28 protein-coding genes and 1 tRNA gene are annotated in these 25,713 nt (G+C 42.2%); 17 read left to right on the top strand and 12 right to left on the bottom strand.

What is annotated here, in order from left to right; translation table 11 throughout:
- Window positions 1–24: 24 nt before the first annotated feature.
- The 3 genes from NXT09_RS01420 to rsuA all read right to left on the bottom strand — a co-directional run bounded on the left by NXT09_RS01420 (window position 25) and on the right by rsuA (window position 2,679).
- Window positions 25–369, bottom strand: a complete 345-nt coding sequence (locus NXT09_RS01420) for a YejG family protein (protein ID WP_240585090.1) — start codon at window positions 367–369, stop codon at window positions 25–27.
- Window positions 370–752: 383 nt separating this feature from the next.
- Window positions 753–1,943, bottom strand: a complete 1,191-nt coding sequence (locus NXT09_RS01415) for a Bcr/CflA family multidrug efflux MFS transporter (protein ID WP_205550938.1) — start codon at window positions 1,941–1,943, stop codon at window positions 753–755.
- A gap of 40 nt (window positions 1,944–1,983) precedes the next feature.
- Window positions 1,984–2,679 (bottom strand): 16S rRNA pseudouridine(516) synthase RsuA, encoded by a 696-nt coding sequence (gene rsuA, locus NXT09_RS01410; protein WP_205550940.1) that lies wholly within the window; start codon window positions 2,677–2,679, stop codon window positions 1,984–1,986.
- A 213-nt stretch (window positions 2,680–2,892) separates the two neighbouring features.
- Between rsuA and NXT09_RS01405 the strand changes: the two genes are divergently transcribed.
- From NXT09_RS01405 to NXT09_RS01390, 4 genes are all read left to right on the top strand, one after another.
- Complete coding sequence (locus tag NXT09_RS01405; RefSeq protein WP_039485634.1) at window positions 2,893–3,132, top strand: YecH family metal-binding protein; 240 nt, start codon at window positions 2,893–2,895, stop codon at window positions 3,130–3,132.
- A gap of 2 nt (window positions 3,133–3,134) precedes the next feature.
- Complete coding sequence (gene radD, locus NXT09_RS01400) at window positions 3,135–4,895, top strand: DNA repair helicase RadD (protein ID WP_268578602.1); 1,761 nt, start codon at window positions 3,135–3,137, stop codon at window positions 4,893–4,895.
- A gap of 259 nt (window positions 4,896–5,154) precedes the next feature.
- Window positions 5,155–5,439 (top strand): 50S ribosomal protein L25, encoded by a 285-nt coding sequence (gene rplY / locus NXT09_RS01395; RefSeq protein WP_205550943.1) that lies wholly within the window; start codon window positions 5,155–5,157, stop codon window positions 5,437–5,439.
- Window positions 5,440–5,538: 99 nt separating this feature from the next.
- Window positions 5,539–6,687 (top strand): acetyltransferase domain-containing protein, encoded by a 1,149-nt coding sequence (locus NXT09_RS01390; protein ID WP_268578601.1) that lies wholly within the window; start codon window positions 5,539–5,541, stop codon window positions 6,685–6,687.
- A 74-nt stretch (window positions 6,688–6,761) separates the two neighbouring features.
- Here NXT09_RS01390 and yejK read toward each other — a convergent pair whose 3' ends face one another.
- Window positions 6,762–7,772 carry a nucleoid-associated protein YejK gene (gene yejK, locus NXT09_RS01385; protein ID WP_205542090.1) on the bottom strand — a complete coding sequence of 337 codons (1,011 nt, stop codon included), beginning with the start codon at window positions 7,770–7,772 and terminating at the stop codon, window positions 6,762–6,764.
- Window positions 7,773–8,010: 238 nt separating this feature from the next.
- On the opposite strand from yejK, the gene NXT09_RS01380 reads away from it, so the two are divergent.
- The 4 genes from NXT09_RS01380 (at window position 8,011) to NXT09_RS01365 (ending at window position 11,606) form a co-directional block, all read left to right on the top strand.
- Window positions 8,011–8,241, top strand: coding sequence for a YejL family protein (locus NXT09_RS01380; protein ID WP_005967239.1), 231 nt, complete (start codon window positions 8,011–8,013; stop codon window positions 8,239–8,241).
- Between the two features lie 14 nt (window positions 8,242–8,255).
- Window positions 8,256–10,004: an LPS biosynthesis-modulating metalloenzyme YejM gene (gene yejM / locus NXT09_RS01375; RefSeq protein WP_268578600.1), complete on the top strand. Its 1,749-nt coding sequence runs from the start codon at window positions 8,256–8,258 to the stop codon at window positions 10,002–10,004.
- Window positions 10,005–10,082: 78 nt separating this feature from the next.
- Window positions 10,083–10,159, top strand: a tRNA-Pro gene (locus NXT09_RS01370).
- Window positions 10,160–10,376: 217 nt separating this feature from the next.
- Complete coding sequence (locus NXT09_RS01365; RefSeq protein WP_268578599.1) at window positions 10,377–11,606, top strand: integrase domain-containing protein; 1,230 nt, start codon at window positions 10,377–10,379, stop codon at window positions 11,604–11,606.
- A gap of 136 nt (window positions 11,607–11,742) precedes the next feature.
- On the opposite strand, the gene NXT09_RS01360 is transcribed toward NXT09_RS01365, so the two are convergent.
- Window positions 11,743–12,864: a PD-(D/E)XK nuclease family protein gene (locus tag NXT09_RS01360; protein WP_268578598.1), complete on the bottom strand. Its 1,122-nt coding sequence runs from the start codon at window positions 12,862–12,864 to the stop codon at window positions 11,743–11,745.
- Window positions 12,865–13,232: 368 nt separating this feature from the next.
- Here NXT09_RS01360 and NXT09_RS01355 point away from each other — a divergent pair, with 368 nt between their 5' ends.
- Window positions 13,233–13,865, top strand: coding sequence for an Ssp6 family T6SS pore-forming effector (locus NXT09_RS01355; RefSeq protein ID WP_268578597.1), 633 nt, complete (start codon window positions 13,233–13,235; stop codon window positions 13,863–13,865).
- 226 nt (window positions 13,866–14,091) lie between these two features.
- Here the strand turns inward: NXT09_RS01355 and NXT09_RS01350 are convergent, their stop codons facing one another.
- Entirely contained in the window at window positions 14,092–14,577 is a 486-nt protein-coding gene (locus NXT09_RS01350; protein ID WP_014699424.1) for an Hcp family type VI secretion system effector, read from the bottom strand.
- Between the two features lie 700 nt (window positions 14,578–15,277).
- On the opposite strand from NXT09_RS01350, the gene NXT09_RS01345 reads away from it, so the two are divergent.
- Window positions 15,278–15,814: a DUF5677 domain-containing protein gene (locus NXT09_RS01345; RefSeq protein ID WP_370690892.1), complete on the top strand. Its 537-nt coding sequence runs from the start codon at window positions 15,278–15,280 to the stop codon at window positions 15,812–15,814.
- Window positions 15,815–16,180: 366 nt separating this feature from the next.
- On the opposite strand, the gene NXT09_RS01340 is transcribed toward NXT09_RS01345, so the two are convergent.
- The 5 genes from NXT09_RS01340 to NXT09_RS01320 all read right to left on the bottom strand — a co-directional run bounded on the left by NXT09_RS01340 (window position 16,181) and on the right by NXT09_RS01320 (window position 19,819).
- The gene (locus NXT09_RS01340; RefSeq protein WP_268578596.1) at window positions 16,181–17,110 is read right to left on the bottom strand and encodes an HNH endonuclease signature motif containing protein; all 930 of its coding nucleotides are present in this window, start codon (window positions 17,108–17,110) and stop codon (window positions 16,181–16,183) included.
- 58 nt (window positions 17,111–17,168) lie between these two features.
- A complete protein-coding gene (locus tag NXT09_RS01335) occupies window positions 17,169–17,879 on the bottom strand; it encodes a hypothetical protein (RefSeq protein ID WP_268578595.1) in 711 nt (236 codons plus the stop codon).
- Window positions 17,869–18,831 (bottom strand): MvdC/MvdD family ATP grasp protein, encoded by a 963-nt coding sequence (locus NXT09_RS01330; RefSeq protein ID WP_268578594.1) that lies wholly within the window; start codon window positions 18,829–18,831, stop codon window positions 17,869–17,871. Before NXT09_RS01330 ends, NXT09_RS01335 begins: the two co-directional genes overlap by 11 nt.
- Before the next feature lie 12 nt (window positions 18,832–18,843).
- Window positions 18,844–19,293: a hypothetical protein gene (locus NXT09_RS01325; protein ID WP_039506828.1), complete on the bottom strand. Its 450-nt coding sequence runs from the start codon at window positions 19,291–19,293 to the stop codon at window positions 18,844–18,846.
- 331 nt (window positions 19,294–19,624) lie between these two features.
- Window positions 19,625–19,819 (bottom strand): hypothetical protein, encoded by a 195-nt coding sequence (locus NXT09_RS01320; protein WP_039487725.1) that lies wholly within the window; start codon window positions 19,817–19,819, stop codon window positions 19,625–19,627.
- Between the two features lie 240 nt (window positions 19,820–20,059).
- Between NXT09_RS01320 and NXT09_RS01315 the strand changes: the two genes are divergently transcribed.
- Both NXT09_RS01315 and NXT09_RS01310 read left to right on the top strand, forming a co-directional pair.
- Window positions 20,060–20,239 (top strand): hypothetical protein, encoded by a 180-nt coding sequence (locus NXT09_RS01315; RefSeq protein ID WP_268578593.1) that lies wholly within the window; start codon window positions 20,060–20,062, stop codon window positions 20,237–20,239.
- Between the two features lie 237 nt (window positions 20,240–20,476).
- Complete coding sequence (locus NXT09_RS01310) at window positions 20,477–20,803, top strand: hypothetical protein (protein ID WP_268578592.1); 327 nt, start codon at window positions 20,477–20,479, stop codon at window positions 20,801–20,803.
- A 159-nt stretch (window positions 20,804–20,962) separates the two neighbouring features.
- Here NXT09_RS01310 and NXT09_RS01305 read toward each other — a convergent pair whose 3' ends face one another.
- Window positions 20,963–21,583 carry a hypothetical protein gene (locus NXT09_RS01305; RefSeq protein WP_268578591.1) on the bottom strand — a complete coding sequence of 207 codons (621 nt, stop codon included), beginning with the start codon at window positions 21,581–21,583 and terminating at the stop codon, window positions 20,963–20,965.
- Window positions 21,584–21,690: 107 nt separating this feature from the next.
- On the opposite strand from NXT09_RS01305, the gene NXT09_RS01300 reads away from it, so the two are divergent.
- From NXT09_RS01300 to NXT09_RS01280, 5 genes are all read left to right on the top strand, one after another.
- A complete protein-coding gene (locus NXT09_RS01300) occupies window positions 21,691–22,203 on the top strand; it encodes a hypothetical protein (protein WP_268578590.1) in 513 nt (170 codons plus the stop codon).
- Between the two features lie 207 nt (window positions 22,204–22,410).
- Window positions 22,411–22,788: a hypothetical protein gene (locus tag NXT09_RS01295; RefSeq protein WP_268578589.1), complete on the top strand. Its 378-nt coding sequence runs from the start codon at window positions 22,411–22,413 to the stop codon at window positions 22,786–22,788.
- Entirely contained in the window at window positions 22,757–24,166 is a 1,410-nt protein-coding gene (locus NXT09_RS01290; protein ID WP_268578588.1) for a relaxase/mobilization nuclease domain-containing protein, read from the top strand. Before NXT09_RS01295 ends, NXT09_RS01290 begins: the two co-directional genes overlap by 32 nt.
- Window positions 24,167–24,484: 318 nt before the next feature.
- The gene (locus tag NXT09_RS01285; RefSeq protein WP_268578587.1) at window positions 24,485–25,288 is read left to right on the top strand and encodes a hypothetical protein; all 804 of its coding nucleotides are present in this window, start codon (window positions 24,485–24,487) and stop codon (window positions 25,286–25,288) included.
- A 36-nt stretch (window positions 25,289–25,324) separates the two neighbouring features.
- A complete protein-coding gene (locus NXT09_RS01280; RefSeq protein ID WP_103161085.1) occupies window positions 25,325–25,699 on the top strand; it encodes an SEN1984 family lipoprotein in 375 nt (124 codons plus the stop codon).
- Window positions 25,700–25,713 lie beyond the last annotated feature (14 nt).

The raw sequence follows: 25,713 nt of genomic DNA, 5'->3' as shown, positions 1-25,713 counted from the left end.
GCGCCAGTCTGCTGACGCTGCGGTTTAAAAGGGGTATTGTGCTGATACGGACTCAGCGATAGCGACACCAACATTCTTCAGACGGCACATTGCCGTGCTTTCATCATTGCGATGCAAAAACAGGCACGGTTCGCCTTCCCATTCCAGAACGGCGCATTCAACCTGAATTTCAGACAGAGACTGATGCAAATGGTGCATGATTTTCCATGCAATATCGCCGTCATGGCTCAACAGCTTGAGACCAATCAGGTTGTTATCTTCTTCTCTGCCGCTCAGCGGAATCGGTTCAACATTGATGCCTGTAAAACCCGATAACCAGCGATAACTTTGCGGCAAACGATGAACTACCGAAAGTTGGAAACTGTCCACTACTGTTTTCCTCAGGTAATAATTCACAAAATAGTAACATATTTATCATAGTAGCGTGTTCACACCATTTCTTGCCACTTTTAGTGAACAAAAAAACAACAAACACGCTTTTTTCATATCGTTCTAGTGGTTAACAGCTCTGATTGCAAGGGCTATTAATGCCAAATTGATCACGAATTTTTCTTCTTTTCCGGCTATATGTAACCTTTTCCATTTAATATCTCAACCCTTTTCAGCCCACTTGTTCACTTTTGGGTCAAATATTTTACATTAACAAAACAAAAAACTATGCCAGGGTATCGCCTTAAGAAGGAAAATGAGGAATCAGAGAGAACAGACTCAGATGCAGGAACATCTTTCCTGCATCTGAGAAGAAGGGAAAATCAGGATGCGGGGGAGCGGGCTGCGTACAGATACAGCAGAAAGGCACCTATCGAACAGAGTGCCATTGATAGCACCATCGGCCAGGCGCTATTGAATGAGGCCAGCGATAGGATAACGCCTACGATCGCCCCTAGGCCGAAGCGTAGCGTGCCAGCCAACGACGAGGCCGTCCCTGCCATATGCGGGAAATCATCGAGAATCACCGCCATCGCATTCGACGCCACCATCGCAATACAGCCGACAAAGAGTGCCACACCAAACACCAACGGTAAGAACCCGAGATCGAACAGGCAGACAATCACCAGCCATATTCCCATCGCAAACTGGATCACCAGCCCTGCGCGGAACATCGCCAGCGCGCCCAACCGCCGTACATTGCGGCTGTTAAACAACGTCACCACAAAGAGAAAGACGACGTTCAGGGCAAAGTAGTAGCCAAAATTCTGAGGAGAAACGCCATACAGATTGATATACACAAACGGCCCGGCACTCAGGAAGGAGAACATGCCGCAAAACGACAGCCCGCTTGCCACCATATAGCTGAACACCCGCTTATGACGGAACAGGATGGCAAAATTCCCGATGGTGGTACGCAGATGAAATTTCTGCCGCTTAGCGGGCGGTAAAGTTTCTTTGATAAAAAAGAAAATCAACGCTGACGCCAGAAAAGCCGCACCAGAGATCGTCCAGAAAATGGAATGCCAGCTAAACCACAGCAGCAGCCAGCCACCGGCAATGGGCGCAATGAGCGGCGCGACGGTCATCACCAACACGACAAACGACATCATGCGAGAAAAATCATCCCGCGAGAACATATCGCGCATCAGGGCATTAATCACCACCGCAGCCGCCGCAGCGGAGACACCGTGCAGAAAACGCATGTAGATCAGCTGCTCTACCGTTTGTGCCAGCGCACAGGCCACGCCTGCAAACGCAAACACCAGCGTACCGCCGAGAATCACAGGCTTACGTCCCAGACTGTCTGCCATCGGCCCGTAGAACATCTGGCCAATCGCAAAGCCCAGTACATAGGTACTGAGCGTCATTTGGACATGCCCGTCCCCCACGCCAAATTCGTTAGCAATAGTCGGTAACGCAGGTAAATACATATCGATAGCTAACGGCATTAGCATCGAAATCAGGCCGAGAATAAAGATCAGCCCGAAATGAGAAGAGCGGCGTAATTGCACTAATAACTCCAGATAAGAAAAAAGGTCATGCTATGCAGCATTATTTTACGCTGGCGATCTCCTCAGCACTTAACTCCCGGTATTCACCCGGTTCCAGCTCGCTATCCAGATAGATGCCACCGATACGTTCGCGATGCAGCTCAACGACCCGATTCCCCACTGCCGCAAACATCCTTTTGACCTGATGATAGCGACCTTCGCTAATCGTCAGTCGAACGACATAATCCGTTATCTTCTCAAGCGTAGCGGGTTTGGTGAGGTTCTTCTCGTTATGCAGTTGCACGCCCGCTGTAAATTGCGCGGCGGTATCTTCGGCCAGCGGCTGTTCCAGCGTTACCAGATAGGTTTTTTCACACTGGTGCTTAGGCGAGGTAATGCGATGCGACCATTGCCCGTCGTCAGTTAGCAGTACCAGTCCCGTGGTATCGATATCCAGACGCCCTGCCGCGTGCAGTTTGTACGCCACCGGGACATCCATGAAATACAGAATGGTGGGATGATCGGGATCGTCCGTTGAACAGACGTAGCCCTGCGGCTTATTCAACATGAAATAGCGCGGGCCATTCTGTTGCTTCAGCGGATTGCCGTCAAACTCAACATTATGCTCAGGGGATAACTTGAACGCTCCGCTTTTTACTACTTCACCATCAACGGTAACACGCTCTGCATGGAGTTCACGCGCTACCAGTGAGCGGCTAATTTCCAATTGCTGGGATAAAAATTTGTCCAATCGCATTAAAACTCACTGCCTGTCTCAAATAACTACCGATCTCAAATCGTGAGATCGCGAATTGTGAGATCGTAGTATAACGGGGCTTTGTCCGCTCGTCCTGCAATTCACCGTCCATAAGTGGCTCTTTTTAGTCAGCCTTCAGGCTGTTCGGCCCTCGCGCCAGGTATTATCAGCAGGCATAATAGGGACAATTTTTTATCTTTTGAGGGCAACCGCATGTCATCTATTCACGGTCATGAAGTTTTGCAAATGATGCTCGCGTCCGGTGAGTCGTTTACCACTGAACAGCTGATTACCACTATAGAAGATCGCTTCGGCAGCGCAGCGCGCTTTCATACCTGCTCCGCCGAAAATATGACGGCTTCAATGCTGGTGCAATTTCTGTCTGAGCGTGGGAAATTCATCCCGCATGATGCAGGCTTTACCACCAGCGCCAGTAAAATCTGCCAGCACTAGTTATGTCGTTCACACTACGGCCTTACCAGCGTGAGGCTGTTTCCGCCACACTCGACTATTTTCGCCGTCACACCCAACCGGCCGTTATCGTTTTGCCTACCGGTGCGGGGAAAAGTCTGGTTATCGCCGAACTGGCGCGGCTTGCCCGTGGTCGTGTACTGGTGCTCGCACACGTCAAGGAACTGGTCGCGCAGAACCATGCCAAATACTGTGCCTTGGATTTGGAAGCGGATATCTTCGCGGCAGGGCTACAGCAGCGAGAGAGTCAGGGAAAGGTGGTCTTTGGCAGCGTACAGTCCGTCGCACGTAATCTCGACCAGTTCGATAGTGCCTTCTCCCTGCTGATCATTGATGAATGCCACCGCATTAGCGACGACGATAACAGCCAATATCAACAAATCATCCAGCATCTGCAAAAGACTAACCCACAGCTGCGGCTGCTCGGCTTAACGGCGACACCCTACCGGCTTGGCAAAGGTTGGATATACCAGTATCACTATCACGGCATGATCCGTGGCGACGAACGCAGTTTGTTCCGCGACTGCATCTATGAGCTACCGCTGCGTTATATGATCAAGCATGGCTTTCTGGTTCCGCCAGACCGACTAGACATGCCAGTGGTGCAATATGATTTCAGTAAGCTCGTCGCCCGCAGCAACGGGCTATTCAGCGAAGCCGACCTGAACCTCGAACTCAAACGTCAGCAGCGTATTACGCCGCACATCATCAGCCAGGTCATCGATTATGCGCAAACGCGGCGCGGCGTGATGATTTTTGCGTCCACCGTCGAACATGCCAAAGAAATTACGGCCTTGCTACCGGCCGGACAGGCTGCATTGGTTAGCGCCGATACGCCAGCGGCTGAACGTGATGCGCTGATTGACGCCTTTAAACAGCAGTCGCTGCGGTATCTGGTCAACGTGGCGGTGCTGACGACCGGGTTTGATGCCCCGCATGTCGACCTTATTGCTATCCTTCGACCAACAGAATCCGTCAGCCTGTATCAGCAAATCGTCGGGCGTGGTTTACGTTTGTATCCGGGGAAAACGGACTGCCTGATTCTGGATTACGCTGGCAACCCGCACGATCTCTATACGCCAGAAGTCGGCAACAGCAAACCGCATGCCGGCAGCCAGCCGGTACAGGTCTTCTGTCCCGAATGTGGCTTTGCCAATCTGTTCTGGGGGAAAACGACCCCGGACGGCGACATCATTGAACACTATGGCCGCCGCTGTCAGGGGTGGGAAATGGCGGAAAGCGGCCAACGCCAGCAGTGTGATTTCCGATTTCGGTTTAAAGTCTGTCCGCACTGCGGCGCTGAAAACGACATTGCCGCGCGGCGCTGCCACCAGTGTGACGAGGTATTGGTCGATCCTGACGATATGCTGAAAGCGGCGCTGAAGCTGAAAGATGCATTGGTTTTACGCTGTAGCGGCATGAGTTTCGAGCAGGGACAGGATGCGAAAGGAGAATGGCTGAAAATCATCTACCACGATGAGGACGGTGCCGAAGTTAGCGAACGTTTTCGTCTGCACACTACCGCTCAGCGCCACGTTTTCCTGCAACAGTTCTTACGTGTTCACCAACGCGCACCGGGAACCCCGTTTAACTGGCAAAATGCCGCTGACGTCATCGCACAGCAGCTGTTATTACGCGCACCTGATTTTGTCGTCGCCCGTAAACACGGAAAATTCTGGCAAATACGCGAAAAGCTCTTTGATTATCAGGGACGCTTCCGCCGCGCCAACGAGCTCCGCGGCTAAGGTACACTCTAAATAATTCGAGTTTCAGGCAGGCGGCAAGTGAGGGAGTCCCGATGAGCTTACTCAGGTAAGTGATTCGGGTGACAGAACGCTGCCAACGCACATGAAACTTGAAGTATGACGAGTAATTTTGGGATTCATTTGCCCGCAGAGCCATATTCCGCTAGAATTCAGCCCGCTTTTGTTCGCAAAAGCTGAATAACCCAACCTGCTGCTGGGTCGCCTGTAGCAGGATTACTTTATATAAGTAGAGAAGAAAATGATTACTATCAAAGCAGAAGCACGTCAAGGTCAGGGTAAGGGTGCGAGCCGCCGCCTGCGTTCAGCTGGTAAATTCCCAGCCATCGTTTACGGTGGTTCAGAAGCACCAGTATCTATCGAACTGGATCACGACTCAGTAAAAAACCAAGAAGCGAAAGAAGGCTTCTACGGTGAAACAGTGATCCTGTCTATCGATGGCAAAGAAGTTCAAGTTAAAGTTCAGGCTGTACAACGTCACGTTTACAAGCCAAAACTGACTCACATCGACTTCGTTCGCGTTTAGTTTGCGCTGAAGTTGTTTTCCGGGACGCCGGAAAAGAAGAACGCCGCTTATGCGGCGTTTTTTTTATAAACATTGGTTCATTCACAAAGGAATGTGAACATGTCTCGTGATATCTCACAGCGACTTATCGCTATCGATGCCCTGCGCGGTCTGGTTATGGTACTTATGCTACTGGACCATGTGCGGGAAACTTTTTATCTACACCTGCAACTCGCCGATCCGATTGATGTAACCAGTACCGATCCCATGCTATTCATCAACCGTACGCTGGCGCATCTGTGTGCTCCCGTGTTTGTCTTTTTAACCGGGCTTTCTGCTGCGCTTTATCATCAGAAAGTGCAAGATCGCCGACAAACCGCCCTCTTCCTGTTCCAGCGCGGCTTAATTCTCATTCTTCTTGAGCTCACGCTAATCAACTTCGCGTGGACGTTCCAGTTCCCGCCGCAGGTCATTTACTTACAGGTCATCTGGGCCATCGGCATGAGCATGCTCGCCCTCAGCGCGCTGATCTGGTTACCTGCCGGGCTGGTTTTCATAATCGGTATCATTATCGTGGGCGGACACAACCTGCTGGACCCTCTGCATGCTTCAGCAGACTCCATCTGGTCTATTCCCTGGGCGATTTTGCACGATCGTGGTTGGATAGACATTGGCGATACATTCCGTATGCGTACTTCATACCCGGTATTGCCTTGGATTGGCGTCATTTCACTTGGCTACGTGGCTGGGGCATTATATCGAAAAGAGGTCTTTCCGCTTCAGCGCCAGAAAGCCCTGCTCACTCTGGCAGGGATCACGCTAGCACTGTTCTTCGTTCTGCGTAGCATCAATCTGTATGGCGAAAAGCCCTGGCAGCAGGGGGATGTCATCACACAGACGCTCATGAGTTATTTCAACATCACGAAATACCCGCCATCATTGCAGTTCCTCTGTCTGACGCTGAGCATCGGGCTTTGTCTGCTTGCCGTGTTTGAGCGTCAGCAGCAACGGCGCTGGCTCGTTATACTGGCGAGTTTCGGTGCCGCACCTATGTTTTTCTACCTACTGCATCTGTATGTTTTAAAAGGAATGTATTTAACCGCTGTCACGATCTGGGGAAAAAATCAGGGAGAATGGTTCGGCTTTTCCGCCGTCTGGCAATTGTGGGTGTGCACTCTTGTGCTGATGGTCGTGTTATTTGCGCCGGTTCGCGCGTTTGCCCGCTTAAAAGCCCGCCGCAGAGACATCCGCTGGCTTAAATACTTCTAATCACTATCGTTCCGTAATCAGCCGCAGCCCTTTTCCTGAAGTCAGAAAAAGGGCCGCGTCTTCTGGTGCGATGTCTACGACTTACCACTGCTTGTCCGACGCTGTAACTGATCGCGCAGATTCGGTGGCGTGCCTTTAATCGTCAACGTATCCGTCGCCGGATCCCAGAAAATTCGCTCACCGAGCAATAACGCATCAAAATTCAGGCTGATACCGCCGCCGCTGCCAGCAAATTTGGTTAACTGGCGCAGTGTTCCACGATCGGCTGGGAAGCTCTCTTCCAACTCATAGCCCTGATCGGCTGAAAACTGCTGAAAGGTTTTCTCGCCCAGCGGTGGTAGCTCCTGCGACAGCGACGCCAGCTCGATTTCTTCGCCAGACTGCAACTGTTCATTGCAGTAGCTATATACCTGCTGACGGTAATTCTGGCGCTCGTTTTTATCTAACTGCGCTTCATCACAATACTCATCAACGGCTTTCAGCAACCCACGGTTTTGTGCTTTGGTGTCCAGCCCTTCTGACGCGGCCAGAAAATCCATGAAGAAGTCAGACACTTTGCGCCCAACGCGGCCTTTAAGGAAGGTCAGATAACGCGTAGATTCTGGATTGGTTTCCCATTCCGTCAAATCGATACGCGCCACGATATCGGCATGGTTGATATCCAGATAGTGCGTGGTGCTGATATCCAGCTGTTCATTAACGCGCATGCTGTTGCAGCTATTGAGCACCGATATCAATAAATACTCGACCGCCAGATAACGATACTGGCAGAACAACACGATACCGCCTTCGGCAAACGGGTACTTCGCCAGCTCATCACGCAAACGCCCGGTCGCGGCACGTGAGAAACTCAGGAAGTCCTCATCCCCTTTGCGACAAGCTCGCAGCGCATCCGCCAGCTCGCTTTGCTCATTAAACAGCCCATAGGCCTTACTCTTAGCGCTGTAGACGCGATGCAGTTCAGCCATCATCTCTTCTACTGCCGCATTGGTCGACAGCAGGGAATCACGCAACACCATTTCCAGCGTTTGCTCGTCACGTTTAATTAGCTGATGCAGGGCAATCTGGGCGATATCCAGACTCATGATAAACTCTCCTTTTGGCAAGGCGCGTATTCAAACACTGATACGAACGCCCCGCAACACATTAAAGCTGGCTCTTTACATCTGTACGCGCGCTGAGCGTCTACACTACTTATTGATAAAATTCCGTTTATTGATAAAAGTACGCCAGTGATAAAAGTACGTTAATGATAAAAGTGCAGAAAAGCATAAGCCTATACGGTAAGATAAGCGACTTTACCAGCTTGAGATACGCCATTTTATGCCACAATCATCCCGTTATAGTGACGAACACGTTGAACAACTGCTTTCTGAGATGGTCAATGTTCTGGAAAAGCACCACGCCCCAACCGATCTTGCTTTGATGGTGCTCGGTAACATGGTGACGAACCTGATTAACACCAGCATCGCGCCTGCACAACGTCAGGTTCTGGCGCGTTCTTTCGCTGAAGCCCTGCAGGCTTCGATTAAAAAAGCCGATAAAGCTCACTAAGTTTTGACCAACGTATGGTAACCAACCGTCAGCGCTACCGCGAAAAAGTCTCCCAGATGATCAGTTGGGGACACTGGTTCGCCTTATTCAACATTTTGCTCACTTTGGGGCTGGGTAGCCGCTACCTGTTTGTTGCCGATTGGCCGACGTCCCTGTTCGGTCGACTTTACGCGCTGGTTAGCTGGCTTGGTCATTTTAGTTTTATCGTCTTTGCCGCCTATCTGCTGGTCATCTTCCCGCTCACGTTTATTGTGATGTCGCAGCGCCTGCTGCGGTTCCTGTCTGCGGCGCTGGCAACGGCCGGGCTGACGATACTGTTAGTGGATGTTGAAGTCTTTACACGCTTTCACCTGCATCTTAACAGCACCGTTTGGGAACTCGTCGTCAACCCCGGACAGGGTGAGATTGCCCGCGACTGGCAGTGGATGTTTATCGGCATTCCGTTGATTTTCATGGCGGAAATGCTGTTCGGCACCTGGTGCTGGCAAAAACTCCGCAGCCTGAACCGTCGCCACTTTGGCAAACCGCTGGCGGGCGTTTTCATCTCGGCGTTCTTCGCATCGCATCTGATGTACATCTGGGCCGATGCGAACTTCTATCGCCCGATTACCATGCAGCGCGCCAACCTGCCGCTGTCTTATCCGATGACGGCACGTCGTTTTCTGGAAAAACATGGCCTGCTGGATGCACAGGAATATCAGCGTCGCCTGACGCAGCAGGGTAATCCTGAAGCCATGACGGTGGAGTATCCGCTCAGTAACATCACCTTCCGCGATAGCGGCAGCGGCTATAACCTGCTGATGGTGATGATCGACGACACGCAGCCCGATGCCATACAAAACCGCATGCCGAATCTGTCGCGTTTCGCCGCGGAAAACGTGCGCTTCAGTGACCATTACGATTCAGGATCTCAGCCAGACGCCGCCTTGTTTAACCTGTTTTACGGCCTCTCGACGACCTATATGGACGGCATTCTGAGCGCGCGTAAACCTTCTGCCTTGATCACCGCGTTAAGCCAGCAGGGTTATCAGTTCGGGCTATTTTCGGCGAACGGCTTCAACAGCCCGCTTTATCGTCAGGCGCTGCTTTCTGATTTCTCCTTACCTGCGCCGCAGCAGCAAAGCGGCGATGCCATCATCACGCAATGGCAGGAATGGCTCAGCCGCGATAATAATCCGGCTCCTTGGTTCTCTTACGTTGAACTGAGCAGCGCACCCAAAACCGCAGATGGCAAAGATGCTGGGCCTAGCGGCCGCATGAATATTCAGGACGTTGATCGCCAGATTGGGCAAATCATTAATACCCTGCAGGAAAAAAACATTCTGAATAACACGGTCGTCATCGTGACAACTGCACAAAACCAGAATGCTAATGCCAGCAACGGGGCACGTTTTGCCCGTACCCATTGGCAAACGCCGCTCATTGTTCACTGGCCGAATACGCCTACGCAAACCATTACGAAAATGACGGACAACAAAGACGTCATGACCACATTGATGCAGCGCCTGCTCCACGTTAAAAACAGCACGGACGATTATTCACAGGGCGAAGACTTGTTCTCGGCCCAGCGACGCTACCCGTGGTTGATTAACGGCAACGGCGGCACGCTGCTCATCACCACGCAGGATCAGCTCATCGTCTTGGAAAGCAACGGCAACTACCGGGCTTACGACATGGCAGGAAATCGGTTGAATGATGAAAAACCGCAGCTTGCCCTACTCTTGCAGGTACTAACGAACGAAAGGCGCTTTATTGCTAACTAACTGCCTAAATCTAAAGCAGTCGTTCCATCCGGCTATTGCAATAAGGTCAGGAAAAGGTAGTATAAATGCCCATAGCATCGGCACGTAGCGCAGCCTGGTAGCGCACCGTCATGGGGTGTCGGGGGTCGGAGGTTCAAATCCTCTCGTGCCGACCAAATTCCCCCCAACGTTTTGTCTACTGAAGTCCAGACAAGACTATAAAGAACAGATTAAACAGTAGGTTGCATAGACCTGCTGTTTTTCTGTTGTCTACTGAATTCCATATTGATACATTGAAATCCACACTTTTTAGGCATAGATTTAGGCATACGATGCAACATGTAGCCTAAACCCTATGCCTAAACAGCTTTGCGGATTTGATTGGAGAGCGATATGGCACGTCAGACAAAGCCCCTGAACAATACTGAGGTCAAAAGCGCCAAGGCAACTGACCGTGCTATCATCCTCTACGATGGAGACGGTTTAGAATTACAGGTCACTCCGAGCGGTTCAAAACTCTGGCGTTTTCGCTACTACAAACCCTTCACTCGAAAACGTGCAATGATTAGCCTTGGCGCTTACCCTTCGGTATCGCTTGCCGAAGCGCGTAAGCTTCGTGAAGATGCACGCCTTCTTCTTGGCAAAGACGTTGATCCGCAGGAGCACAAGCAAGCAGAGCAATCACGGCAAAAAAATGCCACAGAGAACACATTTGAAAAAGTTGCTGCCGAATGGTTTAAAACTAAAGAATCAGCAGGTTTGGCAACACATACGTTGAACGATATCTGGCGCTCCATGAGCAAGTATGTGTTCCCACACATTGGCTCTATGCCTATTGCTAACATCACGGCTCAACGATTTATTGGAGCGTTAGAACCCACTCATGCCGCAGGCAGACTTGAAACTGTTAAACGTCTGGGTCAGCGTATCAATGAAGTCATGGATTATGCCCTCAACTCTGGTCTGGTCTCCGTAAATCCAGCCGCACGAATCGGACGCACTTTTCATAAGCCGAAGGTGAAGCATCGCCCTGCCCTCTTGCCAGAGCAATTACCACTTCTGATGAAAACACTGTCATTTGCCAGCATTGGGAGACAAACCCGTTGTCTTATCGAATGGCAATTACTCACTATGACCAGACCAGCCGAAGCCGCCGAATCGCGCTGGGATGAAATCGATTTTAACGCAAAAGAATGGCGTATTCCTGCCGGTCGCATGAAGATGAAACGTGAGCACATTATCCCGCTCTCAGAGCAAGCGCTGGGGATTCTGGAAGTCATGAAGCCCATCAGTAAGCACAGGGATTATGTTTTCCCCGGATATCGTAACCCGCTTGAGCCAATGAACAGCCAGACCGCGAACATGGCACTCAAACGTATGGGCTTCAAAGATATGCTGGTAGCTCATGGAATGAGAGCCATTGCTTCGACCATCCTCAATGAAAAAGGATTTCCCCCTGATGTGATCGAAGCAGCGTTAGCGCATATCGATACTAATGAAGTCAGGAGAGCCTACAATCGAGCTCAATATCTGGAACAACGTAGGGAAATGATGGCGTGGTGGGGAGAGCATGTTGAGTCAGCTTCATATGGTAAAACGAGCATCGTTTCTGTCGCTGGCTAAATTTGCCAACAGGAAGCAATAACCACAGCCCTTTTAGCCCCTTCATGGTCGTTGGGGCTTTTCGGGCAACGCGCTTCACCATAGATGGGCTACATTTTGTAGGAAAGTAGCCCATATCGTGCAAAAAATATCGCACTTACAGAACAGATTTTATTTTTTCATTCACCCACACAGTCATATCATGCAGCAGCGTCATTGCCCCTTCCTTATCTTTCGATGGTCCCCAGAAACTGAGTGTTAGATAATTTCCATTATTTGTAATTGTTATTTCAGAATCTTCACTACTAGCAGTTGGTATAAAATCACCTTTTTTTGAGTTATTTCTTACTTCATTTTTAAGTGATTCTATATCATCATATTGGCTCCTACTAATTATTGCATTCACGTAAAATTCAATACCGCCATCATTTTTTTGAGGACGATATACCAAGGTCATGTATGACTCCCCCCATTCACTTGGCATAAAATGTAATGCTTTATAATCTTCTTTCCAATTATTAACACTCTTTGTGATACGGCTGTCAGGCAATATTTTTGAGATAATATCATGTCCTTCGAGATAGACAGCATTCTCAAATGAGTCTAATAAGTTCTTAGCTTTTATTAGCTTATCAAAGTTATCCGTAACAAAGGAAATTTGTTCATCATTTAGTAAATTACTCATTTCTCCCTCACTCAAGGTTGATAGATGGGACAGGAATTCTTTATAAAAAAACATCCATTTATTTGATGATTCATCAACGATATCTTCATCTAAACAAGAAAATGCCACATTAACTAACTCAGTATACGTAATCATTTTCCAATTATTATTTACCGATGAGCTATTAGACAAAGGTTTAATAATGCATTTATAGACACGCTGATTATTGTCAACATACTCGTTAAGTTGTTTTTCATACGCCTCGAAAGGATTATTAATCACCGATTTAACTTTATTTTCAATGCCTATAATAAATTCATCATGACTTATTACTATATCAATTCTTTCACCATTTTCACAGCAAACCTCTCTTGCAATCCTGAGTGAAGATAAATCTATATTGTCAGTAACCTCGTTAAGGATTTTCAATAATGCAAGTAACAACCAAGGCTTAACTTCTTCATCCCCTCCCATAAACAATGCCATTAGATCCGATGTTGGGTTTTCTAAATAACCACATCCGCCTACATCAAAGAAGTTGGTCTCAGGTTTTTCTTGGCTTACTATTTTGCCAAGTTGTTCCAGGAAATCATCTGGAAAAATATTTCCGTTCATAATCCCTCATATAATAATTCAATCATAAAAATAGTTTCTGTAACTCAGTCATTTTCTACGCTCAGTTACTGACCAGTGGATTCTTTGAGTCAGTGGCATAGATGATACCGTCTTTCGTTAAAAATTCATTGAGTTATTCACGATCTAAAGGTTATCTATATCTGAAAACCAACACATCCCCCTCTGATAACCGCCTTTTACATTGTTTTTTGATACATGAGCATACCTTCAACTATGATGAATCAAATAGCGGTTATCCTCACCAAATAAATAGCAGGCTATTAATGTAATAAGAATGTATTCCGCTCACTCGCTGATTACACTACAATCTAAGCTAAGTAATCTTGTCATTCACGGATGGAATAACAATGACCGAAGCAGATCTGGATGAGCTGGCTGATCGTATAGTTAGAATGTTAACTACTACGGATTTTTATGAAGGGATGGGATCTGGAATATCAGAGATAGGCAAGAACTACGGTTATCTCGCATATGGCTTTATAGATACCGACTCTCGCTCATCAAGAGAAAGAGAGGTAGAAAGGCTGATCAGAGCGATCCATAAAGGGATTGTCTCAAGAGATAAGATCATTGAAGCAATAACCCGCATATTCAATATCTTCAACCGTAATGTTTCCGAAGCTAAAAAAGAGGCAATTTATAATAAAGTAGCTGGTGGATTGGTCGGTGGATTTATTGTTTCTCAGGCGGTTATGATCACATCCAAGCGCATTGGTAATATGCCAAAAGTGTCTACCGCGATGGTGTATTATGTATTGCTATTAGGTGGAATGATGGATAGAGCAATATATAGATCCCGGTCGTTGAGAGAACAGAACTCTGAAGTTTATTCAGAACTAAGAAGAGATGATTTAGATCTTCTTTTCTTTCTTTTCGAAGATCAAGTCGAGCCATTGGTTGAAGCGATAAAGATGAGAAGAACTTATGGCGCAGGCATGTTTAACAATCTGATTGATAAAGTTGAATACCGGATGAAATGATATGCTTAATCTCTTAAAAAAATCGGCGTATTTTTTATTTAAAAACATCATATTTGCTCTTTTCAGCATATCCTTTCTTTGTATCATCTATATTTTATTGGTTGGATATGCTCCGTGGAATGAAAAGACGATTCATCTCGTCATCGCCATTGCAGTCTGCTTCGGATTAGGGAAATTCTTCACATGGCTTGATGAAAAATGAATGCAGGGTCTCCCCTGCACTTGTTTAGTTCATGAACTTCGTCATTTCCCACAATGCATAGCCAGACGTTCCGGCTTTATGATGCGTCCATGTCACATCTTTATACCTGATTGAGATATGCTCCAATATCAGACCAGCCCCATCATCAATAATGTTAGGCATGACGAGGTTGATATCTGATATGAGTCCATCATTGATCTGAATGGAAAAAAACTTCTCTTGCTTGGCATGTTGCGTCGTGCGGTAAAAGTCGAGCAGCACTTTGACCTTCTCTTGCTCGTTCAATGCCATTGCCAGTAACGGCGTTGACTTATCGATAGGTTTTACCAGGGTGATCGGATTATGGACTGCATGACCGTCATTGCTCATCATATGGTTAAAAGCCAAGATCATGATTTCATCCGTATGCCCTGCCTGATATCGGTTACCGATAGATTCTAATGTGGAGCAACCCTCAGAAATCAATCCCTGTGATTTACCTTCGATAGTCATGTATGCATAATTAGCCATATAAATTTCCTTTTCAATGGTTTTGCGCTTTGTATATTATCGTTAATGAACACTCAAGACCATTGATGCAATTATAATGATTAGGATGATATGGATATCAAAGAGCTCAGCGAATCGATTTGTTCATTCGTAAACTATGATGGTCGTTCTCCATTGACAGATAACGAAATAACCCTAATATACGAGTTTAAGAAGCAACTTCTTGGTAGTGAAGTTGAGTCTCGTGATGTTTTTGTTGAAATGTATTTAAAGCACCACAAACATTAGATATACCAGCCAATATCTATGATAGTATAGCGCCCATTATGACTATAACAAGATTAAATTATTTACCAATAAATAATTTTGTTATAAGTAAAATCAAACTACTCTTTTATTTTATAAAAATTAATAAAGCTAGCTAAAAATACGAAAATACGAAAATACGAAAATACGAAAATACACCGAGGATAAATCATGTAAACTTTAGCATCATAAATTTCATTAAAAATCCCTCATAAAAATGAATGTGTTATTTTTTTTGGGATTAGGAAGCCGTGTAATTTCATATCACTGCGCTTTATAATTAATTATTTAACTAGAAACATTAATTATTGGGAGAGTTTATGAAAACTGAAATACTCAAGCTAAAAACGCTTATTGAAGATGCAGATAAAATTATTACTCACATAAAAAAAACGAATCAGAAGAAAGAAAAAAAATAGCAATCTCGTTTTTTGAGTTGTTTATACAAAATAACAAATCGATGATCCTTCTTATCGAAGGTGAGTTTTACAATGAAGCTATTGCTATCCATAGATTATCTATAGAGCATTTTTTCAATATTTTTGCTCTGATAAGAAAAGAAGGATTTTTAGATATAATAAAAAATTCTTCTTCTGTAGAGCTAGAAAAGATAACAAAAATACTTGCTGCGGACTTAGAACCTAATGGTTACGAAAATATTAACGAAGATAAAAAGGAAAAATTTAAAAAAGTCATTGAAGATTTTACTCAATCCCCTACAAAGAGTAGTGGATATAGCATTTACAACGCAGCATACTCCTCTGAAGTCAGTATTTTCTACAATTCGGTTTATAGACTTCTTTCATTGAAATATTCTCATTCCACTTATCTTTTAGCTATAAAAGGATGTAGTTCTGAAGAAGTGCATTCCTATATTGTAAACGCATTAAATTTTTTACAGATTACCATAGCACTTTTCTCTAAAGAGTTCCCCACACCAAATTCTGAGTAGAGAAAAATAATAACAATTTAACTATCACAACGATATTCTTTCGTCACAGTAGAGTTTTCAAAGAAATTCATTACTTTCTTACTAGACTTAAAGTCTATTTTTCATTATTAACTAATAGTAAAATTTGAAAACTACTGATTTAATATTAGAAACAACCACACTGGTAAATCTTATAATAGCCAGAGATAAATCCGGCTATTATAAGATCGATAAATTTATGAGAAAACCTCACTACTTATTTTCTGATTTATTCATGTTAGCTACATTCGCAATTTAAAAAATCACCATTGACGATTTCTATTCAACGTAAAAAGTAAAAAACCATCTTATTTATAAAAAATAAAAAGTCATTATGAGAAATAAATCTCAATTCTTAAATTTAACTTTAGAGAATTTTTCCTTTGCTTTATCTGGAACAAGATCCCATGATTTACATGGTTTGTTATGATACTCAGAGTAAAATGATTGCAATTCATTACTTGCAAAAGTAACGACTCCAGTGTTTGCATCAATATTTAGCAATTCTTTATCAAAAAGAGCATGAAGATCTGCTCTTAATAATATCCCATTATCAGACGAGTTATCTAGGAAATTATAGTCAGAGTCTTTTTCATTTGAAATATGACATGCTTGGACATAGAGTGATTCTTTAATTTTAGGTGCGTGAGTTATAATACATTTATTTTTATATAGTTTACTTACTGATGCCGAGAATTTTTTCTGATCTAAACGAACTCTAATAATAGCTTCCCTAACTCTACCGATAACAGCATCTTCTTTCTTATTAAATAAAGATAGGGAAGATTGAAAGTCAATAATCGCTATAAACTCGATTGTTCTCGGTTTTTCAAATAAAAAAACACCATCTTTAATTAGTTGCCAAAATGGTTCGTTATTTTTATATCCAACCACATTTAAGCAATATCCTTCCTCATTCAAGGATTGCATAACTTCAAAAGATGATGGATCTAACAACCTTATTATTCGACTCTCGCCTCGATATATCCAACTATCACCAACTTTATTAAAATATAAAAAACCGCCCTCCTCATCCATTATTTTTTTCATACGAAAAAAATAATTTCTATTTTCATTATCTCCAGAGACAAAAAGAAAATTCGGTAATGGACCATTAATGTTTTCTCGTGCAAATATAGCACGAATAAGTGTAGATGAAGATCCTTTTGCAGGATTTAAGAATCCACCTTGAGTTAGGCCAGGATGATTAACATTATCATTTTTATACAACTCCATGGCTTCTTGGAAAGAATAGGAATTACCTATTTTAAACACCATTATTTTATCCTTTATATTTTATTAATATAACAAACGATCATATATATGATATTTTCATTTAAATCCACAAGTCATCTTTTTTATAAAAAAAATGTTCACAGTGACATTTTATACTTACCTGACCTTTACTATCTTTTTTATTATCTGAACTGTTCCCAGTAATGAAAGGAAATGCAGTCTGAATCATCAATAAAATGAAAAAAGACAAAAATGTTCTCAGAAGTAATTCGTGTGTCATTTTGATACACGTTACCTTACGATTAACTCCATCCCTGTTAGCTCTTACAGCATAAAGATTTTCTTTTATCAGTTTTTCTTTATGAGAATATTTAACACTCCAAATTCTAGTCAAATCTGTAACATCAACTCTGTTTGAAGCAGACACTTTCAGGGTATTAAATGCCCAAAGTGCAGCCCTAAGTAAATTAATCATTGCATAAACGAATATACAAAATGATACGGTATCAATGATGAAAGGGTTCTTACCATTGGTAATAACACTAGGTATTAAAGAAACTAAAACAGGCGCAAGTGCTGTGATCGCTGTCAAATATATAGCTGCTTTACTATCAGCACTCCCCCTTCTCTGACGTTCTAATTCATTAAGTTTTTTAGCTTCATCAAGAGCCAATTCACTATTTTCACTCCAATCAGTATTTTTAATATTTGAGATGTCTTTCTTCAGATTTTCTTGATCTTTTGTTTTTTCTTCATCAGTTAATTCAACCAAAATGGGCCAAAAAAGCTCTCTTATATCTTTACGCTTCATGCTCATTAATCCTTATAAGTTCATCAACAATGGCGCTTGCGATAGGAAGACTTGTCTGATTCTCTATCCATGCCCACTGCCCATTAGGATTAATTTCCAGAAACCAAAATTTATCATTTTTGTCGCAAATAAAATCTATTGCACCAAATCGAAGATTTAATGATTCAACTAACTCTATACATTTAGATTTCAATGAAGGAGGTAATTCCACTGGTTCATGCTTTAAATCCGTTCTAGAACCTTTTCTCCAATCTACCTCAGTCTCTTTATGAATTTGGGAATAAATAGCTACAGGGAAAACGGTCTTCCCAACTACTGTTACTCTGACATCATATTTTTTAATTATTTCAGCCTGAACAATTATAGGAACGAGAGATAATGCGGTAGAATCTCGAACACTTAATTCATTTATTCTATTTGTAAATATCACACTTTCAGTATCACCTTCAGTAAATACAGCTTGCCTCAGTGGTTTCCCAATAATATTATTTCTTTTAGAAAAATCATTTACTTCATCGAATGAATTAGTAATGTAAGACTCTGGAATATCAAATCCAATCTGTTTTGCTAATAGAAGTTGCCTCGGCTTATCTTCTGCCAAGATGATATTAGTTGGTGAATTAAACCAAAAATCTTCGAGGCGCATATATAAACTTTTAAGGAAACTATTCCATTCTCCATCAATGTAATCCCTAACATTCTTGTCTTTTATGTCATCAGGAATATGGGGTCTACCTGGCCTCCGAAAATAAGCAGCTTTGATGTTATTCCCGTTTACTTCCTTTTCATTTATTTTTATTCGCCAGTCCATTTGGGAAGAGCTTGACATAGAACTATAAGAACTAGGCAAATTTTCTGTATTAAGACGAAAAAAATCAGCCCCACGTCTTCTTAGCTCTAAAATGATATAATCTGTAGTAATATCACGTTGATTTGTTACTAACAATATCATGAAAAACCATCCTTAGTTTACAATATTTTCTTTATCCAACATATGGAGGAAGGAAAGTTCATCATCTCTTTCAACAGCTACAAAAGTCTTCGTAGCAAGTTCAATTAAATGACTATCTCCCCAATTATTATCGTCCCGTTCTTGAATAGTATCTGTTTTCGTAACCAATTCTAATAGATGATTCGTGCTGAAATCTGTATCGTCTCTTTCAAGTTCAGCCTCTGTTTTAGTTCCAAGTTCAGCCATTCTGTAAGACGTATCATCATCACCTTCCTGGTTAGAATTTGTTTTAGTTAGCGTTTCAGACAGAAATCCTTTAAAGATTATTGGTAGCTCTTTATCACCATCTTCAATGACCCATACATCTTGCTCAGATGAATAATACCCAGGTATATTGTTTGCCTCTGTTCTTTTAGAAGCAAAACGAGCAAGGTAAGGTATAGAATGGATATGTCCTTTCATTACAACTCCTCATATTATCGCACGATAAACAAGTAAGATGGTCGATATAGCAAGTCTCATATCTTACTATCTAACAACCTATTTCATCTAAAACCATGATGTCTCATCCAATCACCCCACTGACGTGAATGGGTGCTTATCCCTTTTCTATCCGGCTCTCGTTTGTTTATTTCTTCATAGAATTGCTTTCGGGTAGGAGGCTTGCCGCCAAGTTTCTCATACAGCTCGTGACAGCAATCCCATACGGCGCGTAGTTTCTCACCTTCGGGATAACCTGTTTTGCTCAGTATCATTTCTATATCCTCTGAAGATAACTGTATGGGGTCGAAAATTACCCCTTCGGCTCAATCCCCTGCTTTCTCAATTCCTGACGGGCAAGCTCTTTGAACCAGTTTCCGAGACTGACACCTTCTTTTGCAACTACCTCATCAAGCTGCTCTCGGAGTTCAGGCGAGATGCGTATCTGGAAAGTTGGTGATTTCCCCAATGATGAAGATTTTTTCGTATCGCGTTTTATCGTTGACATGTACGTACCTTTTTAACTATGCTGGATTTTATAGGTACGTACACTATCACAAAAGCACATTACACTCATCATCAGTTTCGCCCCTGAAAGGTATTGCACTACCAGACAGGGGCTAACCACAACGTTATAGGACTAACGACATGGCTATCAGCAAGTCTAGCAATTCCCTTTTGGATAAGCACCTTAAACAAGTTAAGCGTTATTTTAATCAGTTTCGACAACAAGATACGGAGGTGCGTTATGTTCGATAACACACCTTTAGAGCAGGAAGAAATCATAGATCAGTGCAGAGCGTTGATCTACGCCGTAATCGAAACAAAACAACCGCAGGTCAAAGAGATCCTGACGTTCATTCTTTGGGAAAGACTCGACTGGCTGTATCAGGATTTTTATGCGGAAGAAGCCGTTCAAGACCAGTAACGTGAAGTAATTGTCATCCCTTTCCTTTCAAACATCCATTCTTAGTTGATTCAGTACAGTGGTCAATTTTTTATTGACCACGTTAACAATTAAAATAACAATGCTAATTATTAATTAAAATAATAAAAACAACACTGAATCATTTTTAACATATAAAATATACTTTTTAAACAAGTTATGTTATATAACTAAATAATTGATTATAAATTATATTTATAAGTTAATAACAGGAAACACATGTCTTATTTTAACTTTCTATTGACTTATTCAATATCTCCTCGTGGAGATGACGACATATATATAAAAACAGCAGATAAATTAAGAAAAAAACTCGCTGGAATTAACGAAAAAGATTGGCATAAACTAGATGAAGTAGAAACCACATACGTTGGTAAAGTTGATTTAAAATCAGTTGGAGTTGATAATAAAAGAAATGAAGCAGAAAAAATCATAACAGCTATTTTTAAAGAAAAAATTTATGAAAATGATGCATATGATTATACTTGGGTTAATATTGCTTTAATGATCGATGGTTTAGGTGAACATATAGAAGTTCGTATTTAATCTCTCTATATTGACCTTCAATCATAGACGATAAATAATGGAATAACATACTCAATAAACCTCAAAGCTAAGGTTTATTGAGTATACATTAATAAATAACTTATAAACTTTAATTATATTATCTGAAATGAAAAAGACATTTAACAACTGAAGAATATTTTATATAGCGAAAAACTCTCCTGATATATCTCCCCCTATAATTAAATACTCAATGTAACCAATATTATTTCTTAAATGAAAAAGATCCTCATCACAAGCTATTTTCAAAAAATAAGATATAATCCTTTGAAGTCTGTTATTTCCGACTTTACCATAAAAACAAGCCAGTAATTTCAATGCCACTTTCTCTTCATAAAGTCTTAAAAAATTAACCAAATCATAATTTATTTTTTCCTCATCAGTTATAGAGTTAATTTCATCAATCTTTTTTCTTATATATTTTTCTTCGAAAATACCCACATCAATAAAGTTAGATACCTCATTTTCATGGGGCGATTTTTTATCATTTAAAACAGATAAATACGTAAGCACCCCATTATTAACTTCAAAGTACAAACAGTCATAACCATATTTATTTTTTAATGCGATAGATTCATTTATCAATAAATACTCTTCATTATATTTTTTATGAATTTTCTTCTCCTCTAAGCCAAACCAAAGATATTTAGATCCACCTTTAAAAAAACTGTTATCATTAGCGACAAAATAACTCGCTGTCTTATTATTATAATTACACTTATCTATAAACCCTTTAATTTCTTTGAATATTAATTCGCTCATAAGCACCTCGAAAATAAAACCAATAAAACATTCTATTGAAATGTCAATTGATGTATGTTAAAAAACAACCTTTAAACAGATAGATAACGTACTTTGAGAGATTAACTATGTGTTCAAATAGTTATAAAATCATTAAGGTTTGCATTCCTCATGATTTTTTTAGTATCCAGAATGTCTTTTCACGTCTCCAATTATGTGAGTGCGTTTTTATACCTAAAACACACGTCTCTATTTATCTTTTAATAAATAAAGATAAAAATGAAGTAGAGGACGTTTCCTCTACTTACCAAGATTCATTTTCTTTATTAAATAAAAAAAATATTGAAAAAGAAGAAATTAAGAATGATAAAGAATTAATGAAATACAGATTGAGCATTAAGAATACTAATAAAGAAAAAGAAAAAGAAAAAGAAAAAGAAAAGTTAGATGTTAATAATTACAATTTAATATGCGAATGCAATGATCATGACTATAAATACATTGAAGAAATAAATAAAACTCTAATTGACACTATAATAAAATACATGGAGGATCTCAATGTGATTAATCAAAAGAACATACTTGAGAATTCTCTCAATACTCAAGAAACACAATACCCCCAAAAAAAACTTAGCAAGTGATTATTTAAATTAGTAAATTAGCAAGGGCTAACTCTCCGAAGCGCTACGCTGGCTTCTCCGAGTTCTCCCTTGTTTTTTTCGCCCTTCGGTTGAAAAAAATTAAAAGCAAAATCAATACCATGCATTGACATTGTTAGCTTCTGTCATATAAGTAAGTATTAAGCATAAGGAATATGCTTTGATTTAATTATATGAAAAGGAGTTCATATGATCGAAAATGATACTTTTAATAATATCCTTCGCAGCCATTGCGTCAGTGTCAGATTAAATAATGAAGAGTTGTCGCTTCTGAATGAAAGGCGTGGTAGTCATCGCAAAGGTGAATGGCTGCGTATGGCGTTTCTGCATAACCTCCCCTCAGTTATTCCATCAATTAATCTCGAAGCATGGAAAACCCTTGGTGAGATTTCGCAGAAGCTGAACAGGCTTGTCGCTCATCTGGATAACAAGAGCAATGATAGCCCTCTCTCACAAACTGAACTCTTTGCCGTGAAGCGTCAGATCGCAGAGCTTCGCACAAATCTGATCACAGATAGTATGTGGAGTGCTTCCCATGAAGGGAATGCAAAAAATCCGCAGGGGTAAGGGTTTCGCCGGTGTTGTTCTCTACGCATTAAAGCCAGGCTCTCACCATAGAAAAGATCCGATAGTAATTGGTGGGAACATGCTGGGGGATATAGCCGGAGATCTGATCGCTGAATTCAATACCACCAAAACGCTTCGCCCGGATGTGGTTAAACCGGTATGGCACAATTCGCTTCGAGCACCGAAGAACGAAACGCTGACAGATGCTCAATGGTCAGTGATTGCTGATGATTACATGTCCCGAATGGGCTTCTCTGAAACGCATTTGAGATGCTATGTGTTACATGATGATGTTGAAGGCCAGCACATCCACATTATTGCCAGTCGTATAGATCTCACCAACGGAAGCCTTTACTTGGGCAAAAACGAAAACCTGATCAGCACCCGTATCATCCAGCAGCTTGAACGCGACTATTCACTAAGAACCAAAGGACCAGAATTGGTAGCATCACCATCCCCAGCTTCGCCCTTCCCTCCTTCGCTATCCAGAAAATCCCCGACACAGAAACCGATGGGCGCAACACCAAAGCCTAAAAAGCTGTCACGTAACGAAGCGATGATGGAGAAGTATAAAGGAGAGCCATCACCCAAATCGGTCATCCAGGAAGCCCTGGAAGCATTGCTTGCCGGTAAGCCATCCACCACTGAGTTTGTGACACAGCTTGTGGCACGAAATATCATGGCAGTCCCGAATATCGCTTCTACCGGAAAGATGAATGGGTTTTCATTCGAATACCAGGGGATTGCCTTCAAAGCTTCGCAATTAGGTAAGTGTTATTCCTGGTCTGCCTTACAAAACAGGCTCGACTACCAGCCGGAACGCGACAATGCTTTCCTGTTTGCATTGAAAATGCCCTCAGTCAGTAAGGCATCGGTTAGCGAAGCTCTTGATATGACCAATGCTATAGATACCCCTGAAATCTTCAAAGCAGACGTTAACACTCGCATCGAAGCGATTATCTTCGATAAGGATGCTGTTCAGGACGAATACGCTACCGCTTCCAAAGCGCTTCTCTCTGATGCTAATACTAATGCTGATGCTGATGCTGATGCTAATGCTAATGCTAAAGAAGCGTATGCAACCGAAGCAGTAAAAGAAGCTGGTGCAGATGCTAAAGAAGCACATGCAACCGAAGCGGCAAAAGAAGCTCACCACAGAAAACCCCTCTCTATGATTCAGACAGGCTTCAGATGGTTAGAAACCATCCCATACCTCAACATCATCATTGGCATGTTGAAAAAACTGAAAATCCCGACACTCAAACGCCCAGACAAACACAACACCATCACTGGTATGAAGATGATAGAAATTACGGCAACACCAAAAACCGCCATCCAAACTCCGCAAAAATCACCTCCATCATCATTCCAAATGTAGGGCTGAGAAGCCGTCCAGCAAGCCTTTCTTCATACAAAAAACACAAGATTAACGATCGTTAATACCGATCTATATTTAATTTATGATAGCCTTTATCTATCACAAGTAAACCATCGATCGTTATAAGCGATTTGCTTTGTTTGATCACAACTGTTCAAAATGTAGCTGTTCCTTTTCCCATAATAGACTGATTTAACTGGTCTATTTACTTATTCAACTAACGATATAGGTTCAGCAATGACAAATTTCGTCTCATACATAGTTCCTGACCTCTTCATACATCGAATATGACTTTCACTCAGCTATTAAGGAATTTGTATGAGCCTTTTATTCATGAGACGTTTCTGGATCGGCGTATTGCTTCCTGTGTTTATCGACTGGCTTTTTATGGCAGGTGCAATTCAGCTTTGGTGGCTCTGGCTGCCCATTAGTGCTCCCCTGCTCATCTGGGCTTTTTTTGCCTACAACAAAAATAGGAAAGAAGACGCAGATTCCAGAATCTGGATCCGCCAACAGTGGGAAGAACAAATCACTACCGAAAAATTTGAATTTTGCGGTCGCGCGTATACGTTTCAGGAAACGCTCTCAGGCACTGTCATCAGCTACAACCCGAACAATGACACTATCTGGGTAAAAACAGATGCTGGGGATGAGACACAAATTTCCGCGCATGGCCTACCGTTCCGTGAATCACATCGTATTAAAAAATACGAATTTAATGGCTATCATGACCATCATTCCTATGCATCATTTCATGATGCACTGATCGTTAATGAAACCACCAAAGAACGGCATGTAAACATGCCGGAAAAATGTTTTATTGTCTTTGGATTAACGACATTGACTCTGCTTTTGTTTATTCGACCTATAGTAAAATTTACTGCTAGTGTCTATAGTTCTGCTATGCCCGTCCCAAGATTTTTCCCTGTTACCTTTATCGTAACTAATATTATCTCTGCCGTTTCATTTATTATTTTCCTTTTTGATTTTAAAAATGATGATCTATGGGATATCTATTTGTTATCAACACTGGTCTGTCATGTCCTCATCAGATGGTTAAACATCAGGGTTAGCAAGTTTAATGTCGAATTTAGAAATCTGGTTAGTTCATTTACACGTTAAGACCTAATAATAGTAAATCCTTAAAGGTTTAAATTAATGAAAAAATTTATCATCGTAACATTGGTATCACTCACTCTCTCTGGATGTTATTCCTTCGGTAATCAGACTCTGAAAAATGTAACGCAGGAAGACGTAAAAGCTAAAATTGTAAAAGGAAAAACCACCAAGTCAGAAGTATTAACTGCCTTTGGTGAGCCGGATAAACGTATCACCTCAGATGATGAGGAGAAATGGTCTTATTCTATGCATAACTACCGCAGTAAACCAACATCATATATTCCGATTGTCGGAATACTGACTGGCGGAACGGATATTGAAGAAAAATCAATTCTCATCACGTTTAAAGGTGAAAAAGTCAGTTCTTATGAATTCACTGCTGGTGCCAGTGAAATGAAACGCGGTGCCTTTTAAATCCTTTTAAATTC

This window comes from Pectobacterium jejuense (genome assembly GCF_026800125.1).
GTDB lineage: Bacteria > Pseudomonadota > Gammaproteobacteria > Enterobacterales > Enterobacteriaceae > Pectobacterium > Pectobacterium jejuense.
The sequence above is the reverse complement of the archived record's forward strand: the minus strand, read 5'-3'. Positions and strand labels throughout refer to the sequence as shown.